At 65.1% G+C, this 25,249-nt stretch carries 21 protein-coding genes and 4 pseudogenes; 10 read left to right on the top strand and 15 right to left on the bottom strand.

The genetic code is table 11. The annotated features are described in order from the left end of the window. Positions 1-102: 102 nt before the first annotated feature. From sucD to AUC69_RS03060, 7 genes are all read right to left on the bottom strand, one after another. Complete coding sequence (gene sucD, locus AUC69_RS03090) at positions 103-987, bottom strand: succinate--CoA ligase subunit alpha (RefSeq protein WP_069440867.1); 885 nt, start codon at positions 985-987, stop codon at positions 103-105. Between the two features lie 26 nt (positions 988-1,013). Next, positions 1,014-2,192 (bottom strand): malate--CoA ligase subunit beta, encoded by a 1,179-nt coding sequence (locus AUC69_RS03085; protein WP_069440866.1) that lies wholly within the window; start codon positions 2,190-2,192, stop codon positions 1,014-1,016. A 61-nt stretch (positions 2,193-2,253) separates the two neighbouring features. Then, positions 2,254-2,886: a methenyltetrahydrofolate cyclohydrolase gene (fchA, locus tag AUC69_RS03080; protein WP_069440865.1), complete on the bottom strand. Its 633-nt coding sequence runs from the start codon at positions 2,884-2,886 to the stop codon at positions 2,254-2,256. Next, complete coding sequence (locus AUC69_RS03075) at positions 2,886-3,743, bottom strand: NADP-dependent methylenetetrahydromethanopterin/methylenetetrahydrofolate dehydrogenase (protein ID WP_069440864.1); 858 nt, start codon at positions 3,741-3,743, stop codon at positions 2,886-2,888. Before AUC69_RS03075 ends, fchA begins: the two co-directional genes overlap by 1 nt. An 18-nt stretch (positions 3,744-3,761) precedes the next feature. Next, complete coding sequence (locus AUC69_RS03070) at positions 3,762-4,703, bottom strand: D-2-hydroxyacid dehydrogenase (RefSeq protein WP_069440863.1); 942 nt, start codon at positions 4,701-4,703, stop codon at positions 3,762-3,764. A gap of 148 nt (positions 4,704-4,851) precedes the next feature. Next, positions 4,852-6,063: an aminotransferase class V-fold PLP-dependent enzyme gene (locus AUC69_RS03065; RefSeq protein ID WP_069440862.1), complete on the bottom strand. Its 1,212-nt coding sequence runs from the start codon at positions 6,061-6,063 to the stop codon at positions 4,852-4,854. A gap of 109 nt (positions 6,064-6,172) precedes the next feature. Beyond that, positions 6,173-7,879 carry a formate--tetrahydrofolate ligase gene (locus AUC69_RS03060; protein WP_069440861.1) on the bottom strand — a complete coding sequence of 569 codons (1,707 nt, stop codon included), beginning with the start codon at positions 7,877-7,879 and terminating at the stop codon, positions 6,173-6,175. 147 nt (positions 7,880-8,026) lie between these two features. Between AUC69_RS03060 and AUC69_RS03055 the strand changes: the two are divergent. Then, positions 8,027-9,288: pseudogene (locus AUC69_RS03055) on the top strand (glycerate kinase type-2 family protein). On the opposite strand, the gene AUC69_RS03050 reads toward AUC69_RS03055, so the two are convergent. Beyond that, positions 9,248-11,299, bottom strand: a complete 2,052-nt coding sequence (locus tag AUC69_RS03050) for a bifunctional metallophosphatase/5'-nucleotidase (RefSeq protein ID WP_244500062.1) — start codon at positions 11,297-11,299, stop codon at positions 9,248-9,250. The pseudogene AUC69_RS03055 and the gene AUC69_RS03050 overlap by 41 nt on opposite strands. A 218-nt stretch (positions 11,300-11,517) precedes the next feature. Then, complete coding sequence (locus AUC69_RS03045) at positions 11,518-12,189, bottom strand: Crp/Fnr family transcriptional regulator (protein ID WP_069440859.1); 672 nt, start codon at positions 12,187-12,189, stop codon at positions 11,518-11,520. A 161-nt stretch (positions 12,190-12,350) separates the two neighbouring features. Here AUC69_RS03045 and AUC69_RS03040 point away from each other — a divergent pair, with 161 nt between their 5' ends. The 4 genes and pseudogenes from AUC69_RS03040 to AUC69_RS03020 all read left to right on the top strand — a co-directional run bounded on the left by AUC69_RS03040 (position 12,351) and on the right by AUC69_RS03020 (position 15,440). Further along, complete coding sequence (locus AUC69_RS03040; RefSeq protein WP_141700551.1) at positions 12,351-12,800, top strand: hypothetical protein; 450 nt, start codon at positions 12,351-12,353, stop codon at positions 12,798-12,800. 61 nt (positions 12,801-12,861) lie between these two features. Beyond that, complete coding sequence (locus AUC69_RS03035; protein WP_244500060.1) at positions 12,862-13,623, top strand: TIGR01458 family HAD-type hydrolase; 762 nt, start codon at positions 12,862-12,864, stop codon at positions 13,621-13,623. A 340-nt stretch (positions 13,624-13,963) separates the two neighbouring features. Then, positions 13,964-14,958 (top strand): annotated as a pseudogene (locus AUC69_RS19575) (D-alanyl-D-alanine carboxypeptidase family protein). Then, positions 14,955-15,440 carry a hypothetical protein gene (locus tag AUC69_RS03020; RefSeq protein ID WP_069440855.1) on the top strand — a complete coding sequence of 162 codons (486 nt, stop codon included), beginning with the start codon at positions 14,955-14,957 and terminating at the stop codon, positions 15,438-15,440. The pseudogene AUC69_RS19575 and the gene AUC69_RS03020 overlap by 4 nt, the downstream one beginning before the upstream one ends. 7 nt (positions 15,441-15,447) lie before the next feature. On the opposite strand, the pseudogene AUC69_RS03015 reads toward AUC69_RS03020, so the two are convergent. The 3 genes and pseudogenes from AUC69_RS03015 to AUC69_RS18170 form a co-directional block, all read right to left on the bottom strand. Further along, a pseudogene (locus AUC69_RS03015) lies at positions 15,448-16,007 on the bottom strand (DUF924 family protein). Positions 16,008-16,097: 90 nt separating this feature from the next. Next, positions 16,098-16,475, bottom strand: a complete 378-nt coding sequence (locus tag AUC69_RS03010) for a TlpA disulfide reductase family protein (protein WP_244500061.1) — start codon at positions 16,473-16,475, stop codon at positions 16,098-16,100. Then, positions 16,472-16,627 (bottom strand): LPXTG cell wall anchor domain-containing protein, encoded by a 156-nt coding sequence (locus AUC69_RS18170; RefSeq protein WP_244500059.1) that lies wholly within the window; start codon positions 16,625-16,627, stop codon positions 16,472-16,474. The genes AUC69_RS03010 and AUC69_RS18170 overlap by 4 nt, the downstream gene beginning before the upstream one ends. 202 nt (positions 16,628-16,829) lie before the next feature. Between AUC69_RS18170 and argH the strand changes: the two genes are divergently transcribed. The 5 genes from argH to AUC69_RS02990 all read left to right on the top strand — a co-directional run bounded on the left by argH (position 16,830) and on the right by AUC69_RS02990 (position 23,840). Next, on the top strand, positions 16,830-18,227 hold the full coding sequence (argH, locus tag AUC69_RS03005) for an argininosuccinate lyase (protein WP_069440853.1): 1,398 nt from the start codon (positions 16,830-16,832) through the stop codon (positions 18,225-18,227). Positions 18,228-18,274: 47 nt separating this feature from the next. After that, positions 18,275-18,460, top strand: a complete 186-nt coding sequence (lptM, locus tag AUC69_RS19570) for an LPS translocon maturation chaperone LptM (protein ID WP_141700550.1) — start codon at positions 18,275-18,277, stop codon at positions 18,458-18,460. 15 nt (positions 18,461-18,475) lie between these two features. Beyond that, positions 18,476-19,759 carry a diaminopimelate decarboxylase gene (gene lysA, locus AUC69_RS03000; protein WP_069440852.1) on the top strand — a complete coding sequence of 428 codons (1,284 nt, stop codon included), beginning with the start codon at positions 18,476-18,478 and terminating at the stop codon, positions 19,757-19,759. Between the two features lie 125 nt (positions 19,760-19,884). Next, the gene (locus AUC69_RS02995; protein ID WP_204377250.1) at positions 19,885-22,590 is read left to right on the top strand and encodes a TIGR02302 family protein; all 2,706 of its coding nucleotides are present in this window, start codon (positions 19,885-19,887) and stop codon (positions 22,588-22,590) included. Positions 22,591-22,685: 95 nt separating this feature from the next. Continuing rightward, on the top strand, positions 22,686-23,840 hold the full coding sequence (locus AUC69_RS02990; protein WP_069440850.1) for a DUF2333 family protein: 1,155 nt from the start codon (positions 22,686-22,688) through the stop codon (positions 23,838-23,840). A gap of 10 nt (positions 23,841-23,850) precedes the next feature. Here the strand turns inward: AUC69_RS02990 and hpt are convergent, their stop codons facing one another. The 3 genes and pseudogenes from hpt to AUC69_RS17265 all read right to left on the bottom strand — a co-directional run. Next, positions 23,851-24,390: a hypoxanthine phosphoribosyltransferase gene (gene hpt / locus AUC69_RS02985; RefSeq protein ID WP_069440849.1), complete on the bottom strand. Its 540-nt coding sequence runs from the start codon at positions 24,388-24,390 to the stop codon at positions 23,851-23,853. A gap of 38 nt (positions 24,391-24,428) precedes the next feature. Then, positions 24,429-24,656 carry an FxLYD domain-containing protein gene (locus tag AUC69_RS02980; protein ID WP_069440848.1) on the bottom strand — a complete coding sequence of 76 codons (228 nt, stop codon included), beginning with the start codon at positions 24,654-24,656 and terminating at the stop codon, positions 24,429-24,431. Next, positions 24,632-25,249 (bottom strand): annotated as a pseudogene (locus AUC69_RS17265) (hypothetical protein); the annotation flags it as partial. The pseudogene AUC69_RS17265 and the gene AUC69_RS02980, both read right to left, overlap by 25 nt.

The raw sequence follows: 25,249 nt of genomic DNA, 5'->3' as shown, positions 1-25,249 counted from the left end.
TTGAGCGCCAGCCCCGCCGTGCAGGAAAGACCAGGTGGAGCGGCTCCGCCCCACCCGCGATCCTTCGCGAAACGTCAGGAAAGACCTTTCGGCCGTCTTTCCTTAAGCCCCGAGCACGCTCGCCACGGTCGAGCCGAACTCGCTCGGATTGGGCGCAACGGTGAGCCCGCAAGAGCGCATGATCTCGGCCTTCTCGGCGGCGCTGTCTCCAGCCGCCGAGATGATGGCGCCGGCATGGCCCATGCGCCGGCCCTTCGGCGCGGTCAGGCCAGCGACGAAGCCGACAACCGGCTTCGACATGTTGTCTTTGATCCAGGCGGAAGCCTCGGCTTCCTGCGGACCGCCGATCTCGCCGATCATCAGCACAGCCGTGGTCTCCGGGTCCTCCTCGAACAACGCGAGGTGGTCCAGGAAGGACGAGCCGTTGATCGGATCGCCGCCGATACCGACGGACGTGGTGATACCGATGCCCCTGGCCTTCATCTGCGCGGCGGCCTCGTAGCCGAGCGTGCCGGAGCGCGAGATGACGCCGACATTGCCTTGCAGATAGATGTGACCCGGCATGATGCCGAGCATGGCCTTGCCGGGGCTGATGATGCCGGCGCAGTTCGGGCCGACCATCATGGTGCGGCGGTCACGCGGGTAGCGCATCAGATAGCGCTTCACGCGCATCATGTCCTGGGCGGGAATGCCGTCGGTGATGGAGCAGACGAGCTTGATGCCCGCGTCCGCCGATTCCATGATCGCGTCGGCGCAGAAGGCCGGCGCCACGAAGGTGATGGACGCTTCCGCGCCGGTCTCCTTCACGGCTTCCTTCACCGTGTTGAACAGCGGGCGGTCGAGATGCCGGCCGCCACCCTTGCCCGGCGTCACGCCGCCGACCACGTTGGTGCCGTACTCGATCATCTCCCTCGCGTGGAAGGTGCCCTTGTCGCCGGTCATGCCTTGGACGATCACCGGGGTTTTTTCGTCGATCAGAATGCTCATTTGCGTTTTCTCTCCGATGACCTGTCTTAGGCCGCCTGCAGCTTGCCCTGGCACGCCGCCACCGCTTTTTCGGCCGCCTCGGCCAAGGTCTCGGCGGTGATGAGCTTGAGCCCGCTGTCGGCCAGGATCTTGCGGCCCTCTTCAACATTGGTGCCGGCAAGGCGCACGATAAGCGGCACCTTGACGTCCAGGTTTCCGCAGGCCTGAACCACGCCCTTGGCCACCCAGTCGCAGCGATTGATGCCGGCGAAGATGTTCACCAGGATCGCCTTCACGTTCGCGTCGGACGCGACGAGCTTCATCGCCGTCTCGATACGATCCGGCGAAGCGCCGCCGCCCACGTCGAGGAAGTTCGCCGGCTCGCCGCCGGCGTGCTTGATCATGTCCATGGTCGCCCATGCAAGGCCGGCACCGTTGACGATGCAGCCGATCTCGCCGTCGAGACCGATATAGTTGAGGTTGTGCTCGGCGGCTTGCGCCTCGCGCGGATCCTGCTGCGAGGGATCGTGCATGTCGGCCACGTTGTGGCGGCGGAACAGCGCGTTGTCGTCGAACGACATCTTGGCGTCGAGCGCCAGCACGCGGTCGTCCTTGGTCACCACCAGCGGGTTGATCTCCAGCATGGTGGCGTCGCAATCGCGGAATGCGCGATAGGCGTTCATGATCGTCGACACCGCGCTCTGCGCCTGCTTGATGCTGAGGCCCAGCTGGAACGCGAGCTCGCGCGCCTGGAAGGCCTGCAAGCCCACGGCCGGCTCGACGATAACCTGAAGGATGGCGTCGGGATCGGTCCTGGCGATCTCCTCGATCTCCATGCCGCCCTGCTGCGAAGCGATCACCCGGATGCGCTCGGCCTTACGGTCCAGCACATAGCCGAGATACAGCTCGCGATCGAAGGGCTCGGCCGCTTCGACATAGACGCGCTGCACGGGCTTGCCCTCGGGGCCGGTCTGGATGGTGACCATCCGCTTGCCGAGCATGCCCTGCGCCGCCTCGCGCACTTCATGATAGGTCTTGCAGATCTTGACGCCGCCGGCCTTGCCGCGGGCACCTGCATGAATCTGAGCCTTCACCGCCCAGTTCCAGCCGCCGAGTTCGGTGGCGGCATAGACGGCTTGGTCGGCACTGAAGGCAACGGCGCCTTTCGGCACCGGCACGCCGAAGCTACCCAGAAGCTCTTTCGCTTGATACTCGTGAACGTCCACGTGTTCCTCCTTAGTCGTCTCTCCGGCGGGCTATTGTTTCAGAGCATCCGCCCAAAAAGCGTCAGCTCACTTTGCCCTTTACGATTCCATAGGCCTTCTCGGTTGCCGCCTCGGCGCCGTCCAGAAGACCCTCCAGTTCACTCAGCTTAGCGTCCACGAAGCTCTTGTCCGAGATCATTTTCGCATTGATGAAAACATTCAGCGCCGCGCTTCGCAGTGCAGCATAAGCCGACAGGACGCCCACGCCGGCGTCCGAAATCACGTTCAGGTTGCCCTTCTCCGACGCCGTCAACGCCAAGTCGATAACCTCGCGCGCCAGATGGCAGCAGCGGATCGGCACCTCGGTCGCCTGCTTGAGCGCGGCCTGAATGGCCTCGCCGCGGGCATCCTTCTCCGCATCCGTCTCCTTCGGCATGCCGTAGGCGCCCATCACCGTGTCGAACGCCTTGACGTCCTCTTGGATCATGCCGGTCATCCGCTGCCGCAGATCCTCGGCCTTGGCCAGCACGTCCTTCATCTCGTCCTCGACCTCGGCATATTTCTTTTTGCCGATGGTGAGGTTGCAGACCATGCTCACCAGCGCCGCGCCCATGGCGCCGAGAATGGCGGCCGCGCTGCCGCCCCCCGGCGTTGCCTGGCTCGAGGCAAGCGCATCAAGGAAGGGCTCGATCGCGGTGTCTTTGATCTCGGTCATCAGGCCATCTCTTTCGCCAGCGCGTAGATCTCCTCCGCGTCGTAAACGCCCTCGGCGCTTTCGAACATCTTGGCGATGCAGGCCCGGTGCAGCTTCAGTTTCAGCCCGCCGATGCCGAGCGCGCCGAAGGCCAGCTTGCCGTTGTAGTCCTTGCCCTTGTCCATGGCGTCGATGCCCTCGACGCCGAGCGGCGGCTGGGCGTTCACGTCGGCCAGGAGCTCGATATTCGGGTTGTTCTCCCAAGCGGACTTGGGCAGAAGCTGCACGCCAATGGCGCCGGCCGAATAGACGATATTGGTGTCCTTGGCTGCCGCGGCGCGCTCTTCATCGGTGGCGCCGGCAGCGCCCTTGACCTTGATGCCGAAGCGCTTCTCGATGACCTTGGCGGCTTCTTCCGCGCGCTCCTTGGTGCGCGAGGTGATGGTCACGTCGGCGCCCTCCATGCCGAGGAAGCCGGCGGCGCGCATACCGACGGGGCCTGTGCCCGCCAGCACCAGGGCCTTCTTGCCCTTGAGCGAGCGCCCCTTGGCGAGCAGCGCCACGCCGGCCGCGGCCGTCGTGTTGGAGCCGTTGGAGTCGAGCATGATCGACACGCGGAACGGTCCGAAGAAGTGCTTCTTGATCTTCTCGAACAGCGCCTCGCCCTTGGCCATGTTGCCACCGCCGACGAAGATCGCGGTGTTCTGCTTGTCCTTGCCGCCGCGGGTGTAGATGCAGCCGTCGGTGAGCGCGCCCACATTGTCGGGCGTCACATTGGCATAGCCGGTGACGTGATCGGCGCCGCCGTCATAGCCGACAACCGTGTCGAACACGCTCGGCATTTCATCGGTGTCGAACAGGAACAGCAGCTTTTTCATTGGTCTCGCCCTTGCGGTCTACTCGACGACATTCTGCGGCTTGCCCGCCACGAACGCCTCGACGTTGTCGATGAGTTGGTCGGCCAGGATCTGCATGGCCTCGCGGCTCGCCCACGCCACATGCGGCGTGACGATGAGGTTCGGCATCTTGAGATCGAGGAGAATATTGCCTTCCTTCGGCGGCTCCTTGATGAGCACATCGAAGCCGGCGCCGGCGATGGTGCCCGCTTTCAGGGCCTCGGCCAGCGCCGCCTCGTCCACCAGGCCGCCGCGCGCGGTGTTGATGAGGATCGACGTCGGCTTCATCATCTTCAGCTCTTTGGCGCCGATCATGTTCTTGGTCTCGGGCGTCAGCGGGCAATGCAGCGTGATGACGTCGCTCTCCTTCAGCACCGTCTCCAGATCGACGAGCCCCTCTTGCGGGAACACGTCATAGGGCAGGATCTTCATGCCCAGGCATTCGGCCCTCTTGGCCACCGACTTGCCGATGGCGCCGTAGCCGACGACGCCCATGGTCGAGCCGGCGATGTCGCGGATCGGATGATCGAAGAAGCAGAACTGATCGACCTCGGCCCAGCGCCCGGCCCGCACGTCCTCGACATAGGCCATGAGGTTCCGCCGAAGCGCGAACATTAGGGCGATCACATGCTCCGGAACGGTGTTGAAGGCGTAATTGCGGATGTTGACGACGGTGATGCCGGCCTCTTTGCAATAGGCCTTGTCGACCACATCGGTGCCGGTCGCCGCCACCGCGATCAGCTTCAGCTTCGGCAGTTGCTTCAGCACGTCGGCGCGCATCGGCACCTTGTTGATGAGGGCGATGGTCGCGTCCTTGAGGCGATCGACGATCTCCTCCGGCGTCCACGTGGACTCATACTCGGTGTAAGTGTGCGGAAAATCGGGCCGGCGCACATTCGCGCCAACCGACTCTCGATCGAGGAAGACGATCGCGTGTTCCACTGAACCTCCCCCTTAACTCGTCAATGCGGGGACACCCCCACGCCAAAAAAGGAAACCGTCCCGGCGCAAGGCCGAATGCGCCGGACGGCGTCAAGACACAACGTCATCGAGGACGGCGGCTTCCGCCGGCCCTCGCCCCGCTCTTGGCCTATTCGGCCGCGAGACGGGCTTCACCCGCGCCTTGTGCGCCGCGGAAATATTCCTGCGCCGCCGCAAGGCCCGAGCCGGGCTCGACCTCGATGCCCACATCGCGCATGGACATCTCCGCCCCGGCAATGGCGCCGAGCAGCATGAGCTCGTTGAGATCGCCGAGGTGACCGATGCGGAACAGCTTGCCCGCCATTTGCGACAGGCCGGCGCCGAGCGCCAGGTTGTAGCGGCGGTAGGCTCGATCGATGACATCGGCGCCGTTGAAACCTTCCGGCACCATGATCGCGCTCACCGTGTCGGAGTACCATTTCGGATCCTTGGCGCAGAGCTCGAGGCCCCAGGCCTTCACCGCCGCCCGCGTGCCGTTGGCGAGATAGCGGTGCCGCGCGAACACATTCTCCAGCCCTTCCTCGGACAACACGGCCAGCGACTCGCGCAAGCCGTAAAGCAGCGGCAGCGCCGGCGTGTAGGGGAAGTAGCCGCCCGGATTCGTGCGCATATGGTCGGCGAAATCGAAATAGGCGCGTCGGCAGGTGGCGTCCTTGGTCTGCGCCATCGCCTTCTCGCTGACGCAAGCGATGCCCAGCCCCGCCGGCAGCATCAAGCCCTTCTGCGAGCCGGTGATTGCGAGGTCGACGCCCCACTCGTCCATGCGGAAGTCGATGCTGGCGATCGAGCTCACCCCGTCCACATAGAGCAGCGCCGGATGACCGGCGGCGTCGATGGCGCGGCGCACCGCGGCGATGTCGGAGGTCACGCCCGTGGCGGTCTCGTTATGGACCACCATGACGCCCTTGATGTCGTGGTTCTTGTCGGCGCGCAGCGCCTCCTCGATCCGCTCCGGCGAGGCGCCGGTGCCCCACTCTTCCTCCTGCACGATGACCTCGAGCCCATGACGGCGGGCGAGATCGATCCACAGATGGCTGAACTGGCCGAAACGCGACGCCAGCATCTTGTCGCCGGGCGAGCGGGTATTGGTGAGCGTGGCTTCCCAGGCGCCGGTGCCGCTGGAGGGGAAGATGAAGACCTGGCCCGTCCTTGGTCTGGAAGACTTCTTCATGCCCTCGTAGAGAGGCAGGGTCAGCTTGGGGAAATCCGGCGACCGATGGTCCTCCATCGGTACGTGCATGGCGCGCAAAATGCGCTCGGGAACGTTGGTTGGTCCCGGCACAAATAGAAAGTTACGGCCCGGCCGCCTGGCTCCAGCCATGGTTTCCTCTCCTAAAAATCGGGGGCTACCTGGTCCTTAGCGGACCTATGCCTCGCATATGGGCAAGGTGGTAGCGTCAGGTTGCGCGCGTGGCAACCCCTTTGCTTGGCTAGAACAAACCGCTAATGCGGCCATCCGCCGCAAGCTCGATATTGTTGGCCGCAGGCACCCGCGGGAGCCCCGGCATGGTCATGATATCCCCGCAGATCACCACCACGAATTCGGCTCCCGCCGACAGCCTGATCTCGCGGATCGGGATGGTATGGCCGAGCGGCACACCCTTGGCGTTCGGGTCGGTGGTGAAGCTGTATTGGGTCTTGGCCACGCAGATCGGCAAATTTCCGAACCCCTGCTTTTCCAGCTCGGCGAACTTGTCCTTGACCGCCTTGTCTGCGGTGATCTCCTCCGCCCCGTAGATCTCCTCGGCGATGGTGCGCGTCTTGTCCCACAACGACATGTTGTCGGGGTAGAGCGGCTGGAAGTCGCTCGGCCGCGTCTCGATGGTGTTGACCACCGCCTCGGCCAAATCGACCGCGCCCGCCCCGCCGAGCGCCCAATGGTCGGCCATCACGCACTCGGTGCTCGAGGTCGAGCACAAGCGCTTCAGCAGCGCGATCTCCGCGTCGGTGTCGGACGAGAAGCGGTTCGTGGCCACCACAACCGGCACATGGTATTTGCGCACATTCTCAATGTGCTTCTCGAGATTGGCGAAGCCCTTCTCCAGCGCTTCGAGATTCTCTTTCTTGAGATCGTCCTTGGCCACGCCGCCATGCATCTTGAGCGCCCGGATGGTCGCCACGATGACCACGCAATCGGGCTTGAGACCGGCCTTGCGGCACTTGATGTCGAAGAATTTCTCGGCCCCGAGATCGGCGCCGAAGCCGGCCTCGGTCACCACGTAGTCGGCGAGCTTGAGCGCCGCCTTGGTGGCGATCACCGAGTTGCAGCCATGGGCGATATTGGCGAACGGACCGCCGTGGATGAAGGCCGGGTTGTTCTCCAAGGTCTGCACCAGGTTGGGCGCCAGCGCGTCTTTCAGCAGCGCCGCCATGGCGCCTGCCGCCGACAGCTCTTTCGCCGTGACGGCCCTCTTCTCGCGGGTCTGGCCGATCTGGATTTGCCCCAGCCGACGCTGCAGGTCGGCGAGATCCTTGGCCAGGCAGAAAATCGCCATGACCTCGGAGGCCACGGTGATGTCGAAGCCCGCCTCGCGCGGGAAGCCGTTCGAGACGCCGCCGAGCGAGGTGACGATCGAGCGCAGCGCGCGGTCGTTCATGTCGATGCCGCGGCGCCAGGTCACCCGGCGCGAGTCGATGTCGAGCTTGTTGCCCCAATAGATGTGGTTGTCGATCATCGCCGCGAGCAGATTGTTGGCCGCGCCGATAGCGTGGAAATCGCCGGTGAAGTGGAGGTTGATATCCTCCATGGGCACCACTTGCGCATAGCCGCCGCCGGCCGCGCCGCCCTTCATGCCGAAGCAGGGGCCGAGCGAGGGCTCGCGGATGCAGATCATGGCCTTCTTGCCGATCTCGTTCAGCGCGTCGCCGAGGCCCACAGTGGTCGTGGTCTTGCCTTCGCCCGCCGCCGTCGGCGTGATCGCGGTGACGAGAATCAGCTTGCCGTCGGGCTTGTCCTTGAGGCTGTCGATATAGTCGAGGGAGACCTTCGCCTTGTAATGGCCGTAGGGGATCAGGTCCTCTGCCTCGATGCCGAGCTTATCCTTGGCCACATCGAGGATCGGCCGCATGGTTGCAGCTTGGCTAATCTCGATATCGGATTTCGGCTTCTTGTGTTGTTCGTTCGAACCCTCTGACATTGGTCGTTCTTCCCCAGCTTATTTGCACTCCGGCACGCACGAAATTCCGGCGAAACGAACGCGCACCGTATTCATTCGCTTGCCTTCTGGCAATCGTCTGTGCAGGTTCATCGCCCGAGTTTTAAGGGGGGAGGTTGACCTAGAACAATGACGCCCGAAACGCTTCTCAAAGCCATGTTTCAGGCCGGTGTCGACGCGGCCCTGCCGTCGCTCTGCGTGCCCGCTCACCTGCCTCCCCGGCCAAAGGGCCGCACGGTCATTATCGGCGCCGGCAAGGCCTCCGGAGCCATGGCCAAGGCGCTCGAGGAAGCCTGGGACGGTCCGCTCGACGGCCTCGTCGTCACCCGCTACGGCTACCGCGTGCCGACGGAGCGGCTCGAAGTGGTCGAGGCCGCCCATCCCGTGCCCGATGCCGCCGGCCGTGAAGCCGCGCAGCGCATCTTCGATCTCGTGCAAGGACTGACCGAGGACGACCTCGTGCTCTGCCTCATCTCCGGCGGCGGCTCGTCGCTTCTCGCGCTGCCGGCCGAAGGCGTGACGCTCGAGGACAAGCAGGCGATGAACAAGGCGCTGCTCGCATCCGGCGCCACCATTTCCGAGATGAACACGGTGCGGAAGCATCTCTCCGCCATCAAGGGCGGTCGGCTGGCAAAGGCCGCCTACCCCGCACGCGTCGTCGCCTTGATGATCTCCGACGTGCCGGGCGACGATCCCTCCATCATCGCCTCGGGGCCGACGGTGCCCGACCCGTCCACCAACGCGGACGCGCTCGCCATCATCGAGAAATACGGGCTTCAAGTGCCGGAGAACATGCGGCGCGTCCTGGAGAAGAACGACGAGACGCCGAAGCCCGGCGATCCGTGCTTCGCGCGCGTCGAGAACATCATGATTGCCACGCCGCAAGCCTCGCTGGAAGCCGCGGCGGAGGTGGCGCGCAAGGCCGGCGTCACCCCGGTCATTCTCGGTGACTCGATCGAAGGCGAATCCCGCGACGTGGCGCTGGTGCACGCAGGCATCGCTCGCCAATGCGCCATGCGTGGCCAGCCCGAAATGCCGCCTTGCGTGCTGATCTCCGGCGGCGAGACCACGATCACGTTGAAGGGCAAAGGCAAGGGCGGCCGCAACACCGAGTTCCTGCTGGCCTTGGCAATCGCACTCGACGCATGCCGGAGATCTATGCGCTCGCCGGCGACACCGACGGCGTCGACGGCTCCGAGGACAATGCCGGCGCGCTGATCTATCCGGATACGCTCGCCCGCGCCGAGAAAGCCGGCCTCAACGCCAAGGCCATGCTTGCCGACAACGACCCCTATACCTTCTTCAAGGGGATCGGCGATCTGTTGGAGACCGGCCCGACGCTCACCAACGTCAACGACCTCCGCGCCATCCTGATTGAGCAGAAAGTCTAGACCCACCGTCTGGCGCTTGGGCGGACCGGGCATTGTTGGGGCAGGTTGCAGCCCTAGATCCGTTCAAAGGCTGGATGACCTTGAAGGGGTAAGGGTTGCGGGTGGGCAGCCGCTTGACGTTGATGCGGTGCAGGGGAAGGTTGGCCTCGGTAACCGTGCCGCCCAACTCCCCTCTCAGATATTTAACAATGGCTTCGGTGACGTCGAGCAGCTTGCTGGTGTCAGGGAGCGGGCGATCGGCAGCCAGAGACACTGGCCCAAGCTCGCTGCCCATGACCTCAATCGACCGGCCCCGACATTGAGGGCAGTTGTTGATGGTCGTGGGATCGTCGGCGTACCAGTAGCCTGCGACCTTGTAGCCTTCAGCGCCGCTCTTGCACGCGTTTGTTGCCACGTCATAGGCGTCGGCCGTGTTTATGCTTGCGCCGTTCATTTTGATGTTGCTTCCCCGTTCGGCGGGGAAGCCCGGGATGTCGAACCCGCCGCAAGCATCTAGGTCGAAGGTGAGCCCGCTATAGCCGAACAGCCAACCTCCTCCCCAACGACCGGGGTCAGGATCGAACACTTTACGCGTCGAATTCTCGATCTGCATTTTCAGATCGGCGCCGCAGGCCGTCACGCGCCCAAGCTTCGCAGCGATAGGGACGAAGTGATAGATGTCCTCCATCGTGATCGGGCTGCCGGCGGGAACGTGGGTGCCATAACGAAACCCGCGGATCGTGGCAGCGTCGGCTTGAGCCGCCCAGCGCATGCCGTCGACGATGAGATCGTGCGCCGACCCCTCGGCCACGGCGGGCATGTCTTCGTCCATGAAATTGGAGCGGTGCAGATCGAGCTCGGTGTGGGCGACAACCTCGTCCACGGGCCGCGCTAGCGTGGTGGTGTTGCCTCCAATGGTGACCTGCTGCCCAGGGATGAACGTCCCTTTGACGAAGGGCCTACGCACCTCGGTCACTTTAGCCTGGACGGCTGGATCTTCCTCATAATCGCTCGTGATCACATGCGGCGACCATTCCCATTCAGGCGCGTGACCAGCCTTCACCGTGAGCTTAATCTCGCCCACCATGGTGCCGTCCTGACCTTCCTCGACGAGGATGGTATCTGCCGCGCCATCGTGCTTGATGACGATGGGCTGCGTTGCTCTCTCATGCATGTCGGAGTTCAGCACGACGTTCACGCCGGGATTGGTCTCGACCAGCTGGATATCCCGCGCCAACTCCAGTTCCGAGATCATCACCACCAAATCGACTTTCTCGCGGTTCCGGAGCTGGTCGATGTAGCAGGGCAACTCGACCTTGCCGTCAGTGAATTGATAGCCCTCCGTGACCTTCGGACCGATCGCCGCGATCGCCCGCGCCGTGGTGAAGCCAAGAATGCCGATCTTTAGATTGCCCACCTGCCTGATCGAATAGGCAGGGAGCACACGTTTGAGCGCGTTGCCGTTCGCGTCGGTAATTCCACAGCTCGCGCCGGGATCGCGTTTGTCGGAATAGTAGAGGTTGGCAGCAACCGCGTTCCAAGGGGCTATGGGCGCCTGATCCCCGGTCCCGATAAACATCTCTTCGAAGCGCGGCGGCCCGTAGAGAAAGTCCCAATTGCCGGGCGTGTAGGCCTGGATGCCGAACAGGTTGAGCACGTCCACCATCGCCTGGCCGCGGGTGAACAGGGCCTCGCCCGAGCCCTGCAACGTGTCGCCTGTGTTGACGAGAAGCGACGTGTCGAGCTTGCCGTCGCGCGCACGCTCACGGATCTGCTCAATGGCCGTGTACATGCGCGCAAGGCCTCCCTCCATCTTGCCCACGTTATCGCTGCGAACGTTGGGACGCGGAACGAGATGGCCGTGAATATCGCCGATGTGGATGAGTGTGACGGTCCCCTCGCCCGCTGTGGCCATGGATGGAGCACTCGCCAGCACGACGATGAGTGGCAGAACGATTACCTTCCGCGCAAGCATTCGAAAGACGGCGCGGGCCGATTGCCACAATGCCGTAGACATCAAATTCAAAATCATATCGGTCACTCCTCGCTCCAACAGTTGAGCGCTAAACAGTTGCGTTAGGCATGCGTGAGTCACTGGAAGCCCCGTCGATCATGCTGACTTGAGGGCTACAACGCGGGGGTGCTCGGGGTATGTGACTTAGTCACCGAGAGCGGGTACGCGCCGGACACAAGATCGTGACCCGCGCGTTATCGGTGCTTGCCGTCTTTCTACCGGAGCAGATTGCGACTTCAGGCTTTCGCCAATTGCTCTAGCGCTTCGCGCTCCATGATCTCGATTGCCCCTCGCGAGGAAGCTGTCCAGCCTCGCCGCTGAAACTCTTGGAGCTGGCGGCTGATCACCTCGCGGGCGGTGCCCAATTCAGAGGCAAGTTGCTGATGGGTCACGGCAGCTTTGCGATTGTCGCCGGCCAACCTCAGGAGATTCTGCGCAAGACGGATATCAATGCGGGCGAATGCGACCTCCTCGATGACCTTAAGGAGATTTGTGATGCGCTCGCTGAAGGCGGCAAACACGAAGCGCCGAAAGTCCGGCGACTTCGCAATGAGAGAGTCAAACGTCTCCCTCGGTACGGCCACGGCCGAAACGTTCGTCTCGGCAATGGCCTCGGCCTGATATTCCTCGTAGCCCATCAGACAGGCAGTCGTCAGAGCGCAGGTCTCGCCCGCAGAGACGCGATAGAGCACGATCTCGCGCCCCGTGTCGGAGGACTGCTGTACGCGAACGCTACCCTCGAGGAGGAGCATGTAGTTGCTAGGCGCCTGCCCGGGGCCGAAGATTCGCGTGCCAACGGGCAGGGAGACAATTCTGCTGCTTTCGGCCAGCGGAGCTTTAACCTGTTCATCAAGCTGCATGAGGCCGGGAAACTGAGCGATCCAATCTCCGGACGTTTTCGTACTCATCGCGGACTTGCTCCTACGCGTCCCGGCATGGCTAACTTACCGGCCAATTTAGATGCCCTATACTCTAGGCCTTAGGGAGGCGACCAATAGACAGGTCACGACCTCCGCGCCATCCTCATAGAGAAGGGCTAGGCGCCACGCACTAGCCATGGAGATATGAAATGTCAGGTCGGGTGCTGCTCGTCGCTGCCGTTTCGCTTGCTTTGATCAATCTTCCCGGCCCGCTCGCCGCCGAGGACGTGACCGCCGCCGCCTATGTCGAAAGCCTTTACGCCGACCGCGAAAATCATGGCGGCGATCCACGCTACACGCCGCGCCTCGACCGGCTGTGGGCCGAGTGCCAAGCCCTTGAGGAGCAGACCGGCGATGCCTGCGTCGACTACGACATGTTCGTGCAGGGCAACGACTTCAAGCTGACCGATCTCACCTTCGAGACCAACGCGGCTGAGGGAAACACGGCAACCGTGACCGCGCGCTTCAAGAATTTCGGCCAGCCCGCCACCGTCGTGTTCGACCTCCTGCACGACGACAAAGGCTGGATGATCGAGGAGATGACGAGCGGCTGTGCGACGCTCACCACCCAGCTCACCGATTTGCCGGAGAAGTGCTGAGGCCGTCGGCCCGCGACAGAGGCGACGCTTGATCCGACGCCTCCGCGCGCAAGGCTAGTCCATGATCCGCGGCGTGCTCCTCGATCTGGCCGGCGTCATCTATGAAGGCGACCACGCGCTCCCCGGCGCCGTCGACGCCGTGGCGCGGCTGCGCGCGGGCGGTCTGCCCTTGCGCTTCATCACCAACACCACCCGCAAGACGAAGCACGCTCTGCTGCGACGCCTCACCGGGCTCGGCCTCGACATCGAGGACGACGAGCTGTTCACGCCGGCACGTGCGGCGCGCGACTGGCTGGCCGCTCACGACGCTAGCCCTGTGCTGGTGGTGCACCCCAATCTCGAAAGCGAGTTCGCTAGCGTCCCGGTGCGCGAGACGCGGGCCGTCGTGGTGGGCGATGCGGGCGAGGCCTTCGACTATGGCCACCTCAACACCGCCTTCGCGCGCTCGACGGCGAGAGCTGATCGCGCTCGCCAAGAACCGCACCTTCAAGGACGACGACGGCAAGCTCAGCTCGATGCCGGCGCTTTCGTCACCGCGCTGGAATATGCCAGCGGCCAGACCGCGCGTGTCCTCGGCAAGCCGTCGCCGGATTTCTTCGCCGGCGCGCTCGCTCCAATGGACTGTCCGCCGGAGACCGCCGTAATGGTCGGCGACGACGCCGAAGCCGACGTGGCCGGCGCGCTGCAAGCGGGGCTCGCAAACGCGCTCCTCGTCCGTACCGGCAAATATCGCGACGGCGACGAGACACGCTTCGAGCCTCATCCGACGGCGACGGTGGCCGATCTCGCGGCCGCCGCCGACTGGATCCTCGACCGGCAATAGCGCGGAATCGCCCGGAATCGGGCGGCAACGCGGAACTTCGCGGTTGCGAAAGCCAATGAGCGCGTTAGTCTGCGGGCTCAAGGCGCGGGCTCGCCGATTGCGATTCGACTGGTCGCACGGGGTGCGAATTTCGGCGGACCGGCCAAATTTGGCGGTGGCGGGGCATTGTTTTCCACACCCGTCACGGAACAGTCGAATTTCGGGTGATTATGGGGCGAGGGATCGTTCCGGGGGCTGGGGAAAGCCATCATCTTTGGCTTGGCTGCTGCTGCTTGGATGCGGCTGGCGGCGAAATGGGTTTTCGGGCGCAACGCGTCGATAAGAACGAGGGAAGAGTTTCATGCTGAGGCGCGCCTTTCTTTGCATTATCGCCGGAGCGGCCATGCTGGCCCCGTCGATCGCCACAGCCAGTCCCGCCCTTGTCTTCGAGCCTTACAACGGCACCGTGTTCTATGCCGAGGAACCCGACGCGCCGTGGTTCCCCGCCTCGCTCACCAAATTGATGACCGCCTATGTCGCCTTCCATGCCATCCGCAACGGCGAGGTGAGCGGCGACACCAAGGTCATCTGTTCCAAGCACGCCTCGACCCAAGCCCCCACCAAGCTCGGCCTGCCGGTCGGCGGCTCGATCGATCTCGAGACGGCCTTGCGGGTGCTCATCGTCAAGTCGGCCAACGACGTCGCCGTCATGGTGGCCGAGACCGTCGGCGGCAGCGAGGAAGCCTTCGTTCAGCGCATGAACGAGGCGGCGAAGCGCTCGGTATGACCAGCACCCAATACGCCAATCCCAACGGCCTGCCCGACGAGCGCCAAGTGACGTCGGCCCGCGACCTCGCCCGGCTCGCCCGCGCGCTCATCATCGAGTTCCCCGAGCATGCCGATATCTTCGCCGAGACCCATGTGCAGGTCGGCCAGAAGAATCTTCGCACCCACAACGGCCTTCTCATCAGCTTTCCCGGCGCCGACGGCATGAAGACCGGCTTCATCTGCGATTCCGGTTTCAACATTGTGGTCAGCGCCACCCGCGACGGCCGCAAGCTCGTCGCCGTGGTTCTCGGCGAGCCGTCCACGCGCACCCGCAACGCCCGCGCCGCGCAACTGCTGGAGAATGGTTTCCAGCGCTATTTCTGGAAATCGCTGTTCGGCACGAGCCTCGACGGATTGGCCGTGCAAGCGAAGCTCGCCGACGGTCCGGTGCATCTACGTGAGGTGATCTGCGGTCCCAAGCCGCAGAAGCGCCGCAAGCGCGCCGTGCGCAAGTCGGAGCTAGCGCCGGAGACGCGAAGCGTCACCACGGCTGTATTCCCCCGCAACATCCTCAGCGCCGCAAATTGATCTCAATCCACGTCCGGCGTCTCGGTCTCGCGCTCGCCGCGGCCTTGCTGCTGGCCGCCGGGCCAGCGCGCGTTCATGCCGAGGCGGCGCCCGAGGACATCGCCGAGATCATCGCCGAGGCGGCGCAGGTCTGCCGGACCTCAGGCGGCAAGGCCGAGACCACCGCGATCCTTCGCAGCGACGACTTGAACGGCGACGGCCGCGCCGACTGGATCGCCGATTTCTCCAAGCTGCAATGCGACGGGGCGCCAAACCCCGCCTGCAACGATTCCGGCTGCATGTTGCAACTCTATTATTGGGACGGCGAGGCGGGCTGGGACCTCGTCTTCGAGGACTTCGTCAAGAGCTACAAATTCTCGTCGAGCGGCGAGACCCGCACCATGCACGTCACCACCTCGGGCATCCCCTGCAACAAGCCCATCGAGGACACCTGCACCTACATCTATCGCCTCGAGAAAGAGGCCGTGGATCCGGTGCAGTAAGCGCAGCTCAGAACGACGAGCCCGGCTGCTTCAGGAATTCTTCTTCCTCGGGCGTCGACTCCCGGCCAAGGATCTTGTTCCGGTGCGGGAAGCGGCCGAAGCGCGTCACCACGTCCTGGTGCCGGATCGCGTAATCGAGATTGAGCGGATTGCCGAGCTCCGTGAACAGGGCGACCGAGCGCGCCTGGTCGGCCGCGTCCTCCGAATGCTGGAACGGCATATAGACGAAAGCGCGCTTTGCCGGCGGCAACCGCTCATCCATCCCTTCGGCGATGGCCCGCTTGGCGAGCGCCAGCGCTTCCCCGTCCGTGGCGAAGCTTGCGGCGTGCCGCGAAACATGTTGCGGGGGAGCTGATCGAGCACGAGGATCGCGGCGAGCATCCCGCGCGGCGTCGCAAGCCAGTCGTCCGGCACGCCGTCCTTCAGCGCCTCATAGGCGTCGCGGAACCGACGTTCGATGTCGGCATCGACGCGCGGCGGCGGCCGGTACCAATCCTTCGGCGTCAGCGTCTCGAACCAGAAATGCAGCAGCTTGTCGATCGTATCGGCGATCGGTTCGGTGCTCATGCCGCCCCCCGTGACCTCGGCCAAGCCGCTCTCGGCTGACAAGGATCAGCATAGCACGATCGAGGGGGCAGATCGGCCTTGGCCGGTGCGCTACCCCGCCGGCTTGGACGCGGCGATCGCCGCCTCGACCAGCCGCTTCGCCTCCGGGCTCGCCCAATCCGCCGGCCCCACCAATCGGCCGATTTCCTTGCCTTGCGGGTCCAGCAGCAGCGTCGTCGGCATGCCCACCGCCTTCAGCTTGGAGAACAGCTTGCCGGACGGATCGGTGTAGAGCGCCAGATCCGTGGCCTTGGTCTCCTCCAGGAAGGTCCGCGCCTTCTCCGCTCCGCCCTTGTCGATATTGATCGCCACCACCTCGAAATCGGCACCCCCAAGATCGGCCTGAAGCGCGTTGAGCTGCGGCATCTCCTCCCGGCACGGCACGCACCAGGTCGCCCAGATGTTGAGGAGCACCACCCGGCCCTTCAGATTGGCTTGCGATTTTTCGGCGCCATCCGGGCCCAGAAAGGTGAAATCGGGCAGGTCCAGCGGCGCTTGCGGACCAGGAAGGCGGCCATGGCGCCGGTGTTGAGCCCCAGAAGTGGGCTCGCGCCGGCCCCCTCCTCGCCCGCCGCCGGCATCTGGGCGGGCGCCTCGGGGGCGGATGCAGGCCGCAAAGCATTGTCAGCGGAGGGGCGAAACTCCAATATACCGTGCCGAACCCGGCAATCGCGGCGAGGCCTGCTGCGATCCAATACTTGGCCGGTGACGCGGCGTGCTTACGTCTGTTCGTTGAGTTCACGTCATCCTCTTTTCAATTGCCTGCTTTGGGCGTGGACGATCATGACCAACACCATGTGGGGCGGCCGCTTTGCCGCAAGTCCTGCGGAGATCATGGAGGAGATAAATGCCTCCATCGACTTCGACAAGCGCCTGTGGCGGCACGACATCCTCGCGTCCAAGGCGCATGTCGCCATGCTTGGCGCCACCGGCATCGTCACACCCGGCGAGGCCGACCAGATCTCTGGGGGTCTCGACACGATACAGGCTGAGATGGAGGCCGGCACATTCACGTTCACGCGAGCGCTCGAGGACATTCATCTCAATATCGAGAGCCGGCTCGCCGAGCTGATCGGTCCCGTGGCCGGCAAGCTGCATACGGCGCGCTCGCGCAACGATCAGGTGGCCACCGACTTCCGGCTCTATGTCCGCGACGAGATTGAGACCATCGACGCCGGGCTGGCGCAATTGCAATTGGGACTCGCCGCCAAGGCGCTTGAGGAGGCCGCGACGGTGATGCCGGGCTTCACCCATTTGCAGACGGCGCAGCCATCAACCTTCGGCCATCACTGCCTGGCCTATGTGGAGATGTTCGGCCGCGACCGGGGCCGCTTCGAAGACGCCGCCAAGCGGCTCAACGAGAGTCCCCTGGCTCCGCCGCGCTCGCCGGCACGAGCTTTCCCATCGGACCGCGACATGACGGCGAAGGCGCTGGGCTTTGCCCGGCCCACGGCGAACTCGCTCGACGCGGTGTCCGACCGGGACTTCGCGCTTGAAGCGTTGGCGGCCGCGTCCATCGCCGCCATGCATCTGTCGCGGCTCGCCGAGGAGATCGTGCTGTGGACCTCGCCGCAATTCGGCTTCGCCCGGCTCACCGATGCCTTCTCCACCGGCTCCTCGATCATGCCGCAAAAGCGCAACCCGGACGCCGCCGAGCTGGTGCGCGCCAAGACCGGCCGCATCGCCGGCGCCTTCCAGGCCCTGCTCATGGTGATGAAGGGCCTGCCGCTCGCCTATGCCAAGGACATGCAGGAGGACAAGGAGCCGGTGTTCGACGCGCTCGATGCGCTGAAGCTCGGCCTCGCCGCCATGACCGGCATGGTCGGAGACCTGACCGTCGACGCCAAGGCCATGAAGCGGGCGGCCGGCCACGAATATTCCACCGCCACCGACCTCGCCGATTGGCTGGTGCAGACCTTGAACATCCCGTTCCGGGAGGCCCACCACATCACCGGGCGAATCGTGGCGCTGGCCGAATCCAAGGGTTCGGACCTGAAACGGCTATCCTTGGCTGAGATTCAGTCGGTCGAGCCCCGCGTCACCGAGGGCGTCTATGCGGTCCTGGACCCCGCCAGCTCGGCCAAAAGCCGCAAAAGCCAAGGGGGAACCGCCCCCGCCAATGTGCGGCGGGAGGCCAAGCGGTGGATAAAGCGTTTGGAGAAGGACGCTCTGTCGCGATAAAAGGGGTGAAAGGGCCGGGGAAGGGCCCTGATCACAGGGGCACGACCATGGGAAGCGCAGTGCGCATCCTAATAGCGCTGGCGTTGGTATTGGCTGTCGGGCTTAGCGCCTGCGGACGGCGCGGCTCTTTGGACCGGCCGAAGCCGAGCTATCCCGAGACCCAAGCCGACCCGTCTACCAAGATGTCGAAAGCCCCGGATCGCCGATTGTGGATTGATCGTCTTATCCAATAACCCCCTTCTCCTCCCATGCACCATTTTGCCTACCGGCGCGGCGTGTCCCACGCAAGCGTGCTACATGCCGAGGAGGTCGACCTGTGCGCGCTCGCCGATACGGTCGGCACGCCATTCTATTGCTATTCGACGGCGACGCTTGAGCGCCACTACCGGGTGTTCGCCGAGGCCTTCGCCGCGGCCCCCGACACGCTCGTCTGCTACTCCATCAAGGCCAATTCCAATCTCGGCGTGCTCACAACCCTGGCGGCGCTCGGCGCCGGCATGGACGTGGTCTCCGAGGGCGAGCTGCGCCGCGCACTCGCGGTCAACGTCGCGCCGGACCGCATCGCCTTCTCCGGCGTCGGCAAGACCAAGGAGGAGATGGCCTTCGCGCTCGACGAGGGCATCTTCGCCTTCAACGTGGAATCGGAGCCCGAGCTTCGCGCCTTGAGTGAGGTCGCCGCGAGCAAGGGGCTCGAGGCGCGCATCGCCTTGCGCGTGAACCCGGACGTCGACGCCAAGACCCATCACAAGATCGCCACCGGCAAGGCCGAGAACAAGTTCGGCGTGCCCTTCGACCAGGCGCCGTCGCTCTACCGCCAAGCCGTCACCCTGCCCGGCATCATGCCGGCGGGCGTGCACATGCATATCGGCAGCCAGATCACCGACCTCTCGCCGTTCCGCAACGCCTTCGCGCTCTTGAGCGAGCTGGTCGGCACCTTGCGTGGCGGCGGCATCACCATCGACTTCGTCAATCTCGGCGGCGGTCTCGGCATTCCCTACCGTCCCGACGAAGCGGCGCCGCCGCTTCCCACCGAATACGCGGCGCTGGTCAAGGAGGCGGTCGGCGATCTCGGCGTCAGGCTGCTGTTCGAGCCCGGCCGTATGATCGCCGGCAATGCCGGCATCCTCGTCTCCCGCGTGCTCTACGTGAAGCCGAACCAGACCAAGACCTTCACCATCGTCGATGCGGGCATGAACGACCTCATCCGCCCGACGCTGTACGAGGCCCATCACCAGATCCTGCCCCTGGTCGAGCCGACGCCGGAAACGCCGACTCGCATCACCGATGTGGTCGGCCCCGTGTGCGAGACCGGCGACTATCTGGCGCTTCAGCGGCCCTTGCCGGAGCTGCACGCGGGCGACCTCATCGCCGTGATGACCGCAGGCGCCTATGGCGCGGTCCAGGCCTCGCAATATAACAGCCGGCTGCTGGTCCCCGAGGTGCTGGTCTCGGGTGATCGGTATTGCGTCACCCGGCCGCGCCCGAGCTACGACGACATGCTGGCGGCCGAGCGTCTGCCGGAGTGGATTTGACCGGCGGCGATCCGCGGAATCCGGGCCTCCATTTCGCCCGCTTCGGCTCCCAAATTACCGTGATGTAACCTTCGCGCCGGCGGCGCCTGTGCTAAATACGACCGAACATGGCAAGACTGTCCCCATTGACCCGCTCGAGACTAAGCGCCAAGGAGGCCGCCGAGGCGAGCGCGCTCAAAGTACGCTTCGAGCGCCGCGTGCGCTTGAGCTGGCTCGCGCTGTTCGCCGAACGCATCTGGGAAGGGCTGCTCTGGCCCTTCGTCGTGGTCTGCGCCTTCCTGGTGTTCTCGCTGCTCGGCGGCTGGAGCGTGATGCCGCCGCTGGCCCATCGCCTCCTGCTCGGCGCCTTCGGGATCGCGCTGCTCGTCTCCTTCGTGCCGCTGGTGCGGCTCAAGCTGCCCAACCGGGCGGAAGCCTTGCGGCGTCTGGAGCGCAACGCCAACATCAAGCATCGCCCGGCCTCGTCTTATGAAGACCAGCTCGGCGCCACGCCGCCCGCCGAGACGGCGCTGCTGTGGGCGGTGCATCGCAGGCGGCTCGCCCGCCTCGTCGCCAAGCTGAAACCGTCCTGGCCCGCGCCGCGGACCGACCGCCAGGACCCCTACGCCATTCGCGCTGCCCTCTTCCTCGGGCTGATCGTTGCCGCGCTTGCCGCCGGCGGCGACGCCACCACCCGCCTGGCGAGCGCCTTCTCGCCAGCCGCCAGCACCGCCACGGCGGCTTTCTCAGGCTCGCGCTGGGTGACCCCGCCGGTCTACACCAGCATGGCCCCCATCGTGCTCGCCGACGGCAGCGAAGGCGTCGGCGCCGGCAACGAATCCTTCCGCGCTCTGTCGGTGCCCGAGCGCAGCCAGCTCATCGTCCGCACCCATGCGCCCGACGGCGAGACCGTGAGCCTCACGGTCCGCAAAGAGACCGACGCCGAGCCCAAGACCATCGAGCCGAAGACCGGCGGCAGTGCTGGCCTGGTCGAGTTCAATGTCGGGCTGATGGAGCCGCTCACCGCCGATGTCAGGATCGGCGGCCACACCGTGGCGCAGTGGCAGTTCGCCATGATCGAGGATGCGCCGCCGACCATCAATCTCATGGCCGATCCGACCACCACGCCGCGCGGCGCCTTGCGTCTCGTCTACGGCGCATTGGACGACTACGGCGTGGCCAACGCCGAGGCGCGCTTCGAGCTGTCCGCCGGCGAGGACCAGATCTTCACCGCGCCGCGGCCGGACGACGCGTACGAGGAAGACGATCTGGCCGAGACGAGCCCGCTGTTCAGTCCGCCGGTCATGCCGCTGCAACTGCCCCGCACCAATGCCAAGAAGGTCGAGGGCAAGGCCAGCCAGGATCTGACCGCGCATCCTTGGGCGGGCCTAAAAGTCCGCATGATCTTGGTCGCCCGCGATCAGGCAGAGCAGGAAGGCAAGAGCGAGAGCTACGAGTTCGTCCTGCCCGAACGCAGCTTCACCAAGCCGCTCGCCAAGGCGGTGATCGAGCAGCGCAAGACGCTCGTGCGCCAGCCGGCCGCGCTGAGCACCGTCGCCCGCGCGCTCGACGCTCTCACCATCGGCGGCGAGAAAGTCAACGACGACCGCGTGGTCTATCTCTCCTTGCGCAACGCCTATTGGCGCTTGTTGAACGACGACTCGCGCGAGGCCGTCGCCAGCGTCGTCGACCAGCTTTGGGATACGGCGCTGCGCATCGAGGAAGGCGACCTGCCCGAGGCCGAGCGCGAGCTCAAGAACGCGCAAGACGCGCTGATGAAGGCGCTCCAGGAGAATGCCCCGGCCGAGGAGATCAAGGCCAAGGTCGAGGAGCTGCGCGCCGCGCTGCAACGCTATCTCCAGGCCCTGGCTCAGCAGCAGGACAAGGGCGCCACCCCGCCGGAGCAGCCCCAGACCGGCGAGGAGCTCGTGTCGCAGCAGGATCTCGACAAGATGCTGAAGGGCATCGAGGACCTCGCCCAAGCCGGCTCCAAGGAAATGGCCGAGCGCATGCTGTCGGAGCTCAACGATCTTCTCGAGCGGCTGCAGACCGGCACCACGCCCGAGAACGCCAAGCAGCAGCGCGCCCAGAAAATGATGAAGGACCTCGACGAGATGGCGTCCGACCAGCAGAAGCTGCTGGATGACACCTTCGCCGAGAAACGCCAGCAGCAAGGCGAAGGCGGTGGTGGCGATGAGTTCGAGGTCAGCCCGCCCCAATCCCAGGAATTCGGCCAGGGCATGGGCATGGCGCCCTTCTTCGACCAGATGCCGCAGAGCGGCCAGGGCGGCCCGAAGGCACAAGGCCAATCGGGGCGCCAAGGCGATGCCCCCGGCGGCGGTCAGCCTCAGCTCGGCCAGCCGAAGGGGCAGCCGCAAGGCGCCTTGAGCCAGTTGCAGGAGCGGCAGAAGCAGTTGCGCAACAAGCTCCAGCAGCTGATCGAGCGCATGCAAGCGGAAGGCGGCGATGCGCAGGACAAGTTCGAAGGCGCCGCGGAAGCCATGCAGGACGCTGAGGAGGCGATCGGCGAGCCCGATCTCGACCGCGCCACCCAGAACCAAAGCCTGGCGCTCGACCGCATGCGTGAGGGCGCCCAGTCGATGGCCCAGCAGATGATGGAGAACGGGGAGATGCAGGCGGGCGGCAAGGGCCCCGGCAATAACGGCAAGGACCCGCTCGGCCGTCCCGACCGCTCCAACCGGCCCGACTTCGGCCTGTCGGTCCAGGTGCCCGACGAGATCGACATTCAGCGGGCGCGTGAGGTGCTGGACGAGCTGCGCCGCCGCATCGGCGATCCCTCGCGGCCGACCTTCGAGCTCGATTATCTCGACCGCCTCATCCGCTCGTTCTGATCTCCTCAGAAAAATCGTCGAGGCTCGGCACAAGGCCGGGCATGACACCCTATATAGGGGTGACGAATTCGGTGCCCCCCGGAGAGTGATGTTCCATGCTTGATGCGATCGTGCGTTTCTTCACAAGGACCTTTCAGGCCATCGGCCGTGGCCTCGGCCTCGCGGTCGCCTTCGTGCTGAAGCCGTTCGTGTGGCTCGGCCGCTGGTTCACGAGCCGCGGCGTGATCCTGAAAATCCTGCTCGGCGTCTTCCTGCTCGGGATCGTCGTCCTCTACGGCTATTTCTTCTGGACGACGCAGCGCTGGAACGGGTTCGACCCCGACTATGCGCGCGTCTACGAGACCAGGACCGGGACCGAGGCGGGCACACCCAAGACCCCGACCGCCGGCATCATCACCAGCGACGAGGACGCCAAGGAGACCGAGACCGCGGTGAAGACCTGCCGGCGCTCTCTCCTGGTCGACGCCACCGCCGACCTGGTCGACTTCAACGTCAACCAGAACGCCTGGATCTCCTCGATGCTGCTCTACAAGATCGGCCTGTTCGGGCTCGACTGGGACAAGACGCCGTTCTTCGACAACAAGGCTTCGTTCCAGCGCGGCGTGAACCAGGCGGTCCGCCGCACCACCATCGAGCTCGTCGACACGCTGGGCCGCGTGCGCGGCACCTCGCAGATCGATCCCGACCTGCAAAGCGCCCGCGGCAGCCTCCAGTTCGACGAGTCCACCTGGTATTTCGGCTGGAGCCCGTTCGGCCCCAAGACGCCGACGCCGAGCTTCTACCGTTCAGCGGCCAAGGACTTGAAGAAGTTCAACACGCGGCTCGAGAAATGCGAGGCGGTGTTCGACGCCCGGGCCGACAATTTGCTGCAATTCGTCGACCGCATCGCCAACGACATCGGCGCCACCTCGGCCATCCTGCGCGAGCGCTCGGAGAATTATAACAGCGGCTGGTTCGACACCCGCGCCGATGACCGCTTCTGGTTCGCCTACGGCCAGCTCTATGGCTATTACGGCATCCTCAAAGCCGCGCGCACCGACTTCGCCGACGTGATCGAGGAACGCCGCCTGACGGCGCTCTGGGACGAACTCGAGCAACAGCTCCGCGCCTCCCTCAACATCCGCCCGACGATCATCTCCAACGGCGCGGAGTCCGGCTGGCTGATGCCGTCCCATCTGGCGACGCTCGGCTTCTACGTCTTACGCGTGCGCTCGAACCTAGTGGAGATCCGGCTGGTGCTGGACCGCTAGACGAAAGCGATCAGCCCTCGACCACACCGATGAAGGGCAGCTCGCGGTAGCGGTTGCCGAGATCCATGCCATAGCCGACGACGAATTGCGGCGGGCATTTGAAGCCGATGAAGTCGGCGGCGACCGCCACCTCCCGCGCCACGTCCTTGTCGAGCAGGACGCAACTCTTGACCGAGCGCGCGCCGCGCGTCGTCAGCAGGTCCTTGGCGAAGTGAAGGGTGCGGCCCGAATCGAGAATGTCGTCGACGATCACCACGTCGCGGCCGGCAAGCTCGGCCTCCACGTCGCGCAAGACTTTGACCGCGCCGCCCGTGGTGCCCATGCCGTAGCTGCCGAGGAACATGAAATCGATCTCCGGCCGCAGGCCCTGCTGGTGCAGCGCCCGAATCAGATCCGCGGCAAAGATGAAGCTGCCCTTCAGCACCGCCACGATGAGGAGATCGGGACCGGCGCCCGCGGCGATGTCGTGCGCGAGCGTCTCGACCCGGCGCGCGATCGTCTCGGCGCTGTAGAGCGGCGTGATGGCCTCCGCCACGGCGCTTCCGGCCATGCTTCGTCGGCCTCTCACTTGGCCTGGCTAGGTCGCTGTCAGTCCGCCTTGGCGAAACGGACCTTGAGGCTGCGCACATTGCTGGGGGGCGATGGGATCTGTCGCAGGAACGGCGCTTCCTCGCCGGCGCTGAGTTCGGCCGTGCCGACTTCCGTCGTCCACTCGGAGATTTCCTCACCCTTCTCGTCGCGCAGCGCGATGACCACGGTCGGCACCGTCATGGTGGAGCCGCTCGTGTTCTTCACGTTGCCCTGCACCTCGAGCACTGTCTGACTGCCGTCATTGGTCCAGCCATAGCGGACGCCTTCGAGGCGAGGCCCTCGGAGCCGACCGGCATGCCGAGCAGCGAGTAGACCTTGGCGGCGCCCGGCAGCAACGACACCGTGGTGCCCGGTGCGAACGCGAACAGACCGACGACGATGGCAACGAGCAGGGCCAGCACGCCCCAGCCGATGGCGACGATCGGCAACGGCTTGCCTGAGCTCTTTGCCTTGCTCTTGGACTTGGGCGGCGCCTCGCCGAATGCTGCGGCGACCAATTCCGGGTCGGCCAGCGCCGCATCCTGCCCCTCGTCCTCGGGATAGCCGGCGTCGAACGAGGCGTCGGTAAAGGCGGCGTCGCCTTGCGGCGCGGCCGTACCGAACATCGCATCGGGAGGCGGCGGCGCCATCTCCGGCGGCGGCGGCGGCGCCATGTCGGGCGGACCGTCCGCCGCGGGCTTCTTCTTGCCCATGATCTTGGCGAACAGGCCGCCTTGCTTGGCGACCGTCGGCGCGGGCTCCGGCGGCGGTGGCGGTGGGGCGGCCTCCGCTTTCATCCGCGCCACTTGCGCCGCCAGCGCATCCTCTGCCTCGTAATC

It is taken from the genome of Methyloceanibacter superfactus (assembly GCF_001723305.1).
In the GTDB taxonomy this organism is placed as follows: Bacteria; Pseudomonadota; Alphaproteobacteria; order Rhizobiales; family Methyloligellaceae; genus Methyloceanibacter; species Methyloceanibacter superfactus.
Note: the sequence above shows the minus strand (reverse complement) of the source record. Positions and strands in the feature narration are given on the sequence as shown.

What these genes read in the sequence shown, in the direction of transcription:
- sucD (WP_069440867.1), bottom strand. Translation starts at nt 987, where the DNA reads ATGAGCATTCTGATCGACGAAAAAACCCCGGTGATCGTCCAAGGCATG.
- fchA (WP_069440865.1), bottom strand. Translation starts at nt 2,886, where the DNA reads ATGACCGAGATCAAAGACACCGCGATCGAGCCCTTCCTTGATGCGCTT.
- AUC69_RS03075 (WP_069440864.1), bottom strand. Translation starts at nt 3,743, where the DNA reads ATGAAAAAGCTGCTGTTCCTGTTCGACACCGATGAAATGCCGAGCGTG.
- AUC69_RS03065 (WP_069440862.1), bottom strand. Translation starts at nt 6,063, where the DNA reads ATGGCTGGAGCCAGGCGGCCGGGCCGTAACTTTCTATTTGTGCCGGGA.
- AUC69_RS03060 (WP_069440861.1), bottom strand. Translation starts at nt 7,879, where the DNA reads ATGTCAGAGGGTTCGAACGAACAACACAAGAAGCCGAAATCCGATATC.
- AUC69_RS03050 (WP_244500062.1), bottom strand. Translation starts at nt 11,299, where the DNA reads ATGATTTTGAATTTGATGTCTACGGCATTGTGGCAATCGGCCCGCGCC.
- AUC69_RS03045 (WP_069440859.1), bottom strand. Translation starts at nt 12,189, where the DNA reads ATGAGTACGAAAACGTCCGGAGATTGGATCGCTCAGTTTCCCGGCCTC.
- AUC69_RS03040 (WP_141700551.1), top strand. Translation starts at nt 12,351, where the DNA reads ATGTCAGGTCGGGTGCTGCTCGTCGCTGCCGTTTCGCTTGCTTTGATC.
- AUC69_RS03035 (WP_244500060.1), top strand. Translation starts at nt 12,862, where the DNA reads ATGATCCGCGGCGTGCTCCTCGATCTGGCCGGCGTCATCTATGAAGGC.
- AUC69_RS18170 (WP_244500059.1), bottom strand. Translation starts at nt 16,627, where the DNA reads ATGCCGGCGGCGGGCGAGGAGGGGGCCGGCGCGAGCCCACTTCTGGGG.
- argH (WP_069440853.1), top strand. Translation starts at nt 16,830, where the DNA reads ATGACCAACACCATGTGGGGCGGCCGCTTTGCCGCAAGTCCTGCGGAG.
- lptM (WP_141700550.1), top strand. Translation starts at nt 18,275, where the DNA reads ATGGGAAGCGCAGTGCGCATCCTAATAGCGCTGGCGTTGGTATTGGCT.
- lysA (WP_069440852.1), top strand. Translation starts at nt 18,476, where the DNA reads ATGCACCATTTTGCCTACCGGCGCGGCGTGTCCCACGCAAGCGTGCTA.
- AUC69_RS02990 (WP_069440850.1), top strand. Translation starts at nt 22,686, where the DNA reads ATGCTTGATGCGATCGTGCGTTTCTTCACAAGGACCTTTCAGGCCATC.
- hpt (WP_069440849.1), bottom strand. Translation starts at nt 24,390, where the DNA reads ATGGCCGGAAGCGCCGTGGCGGAGGCCATCACGCCGCTCTACAGCGCC.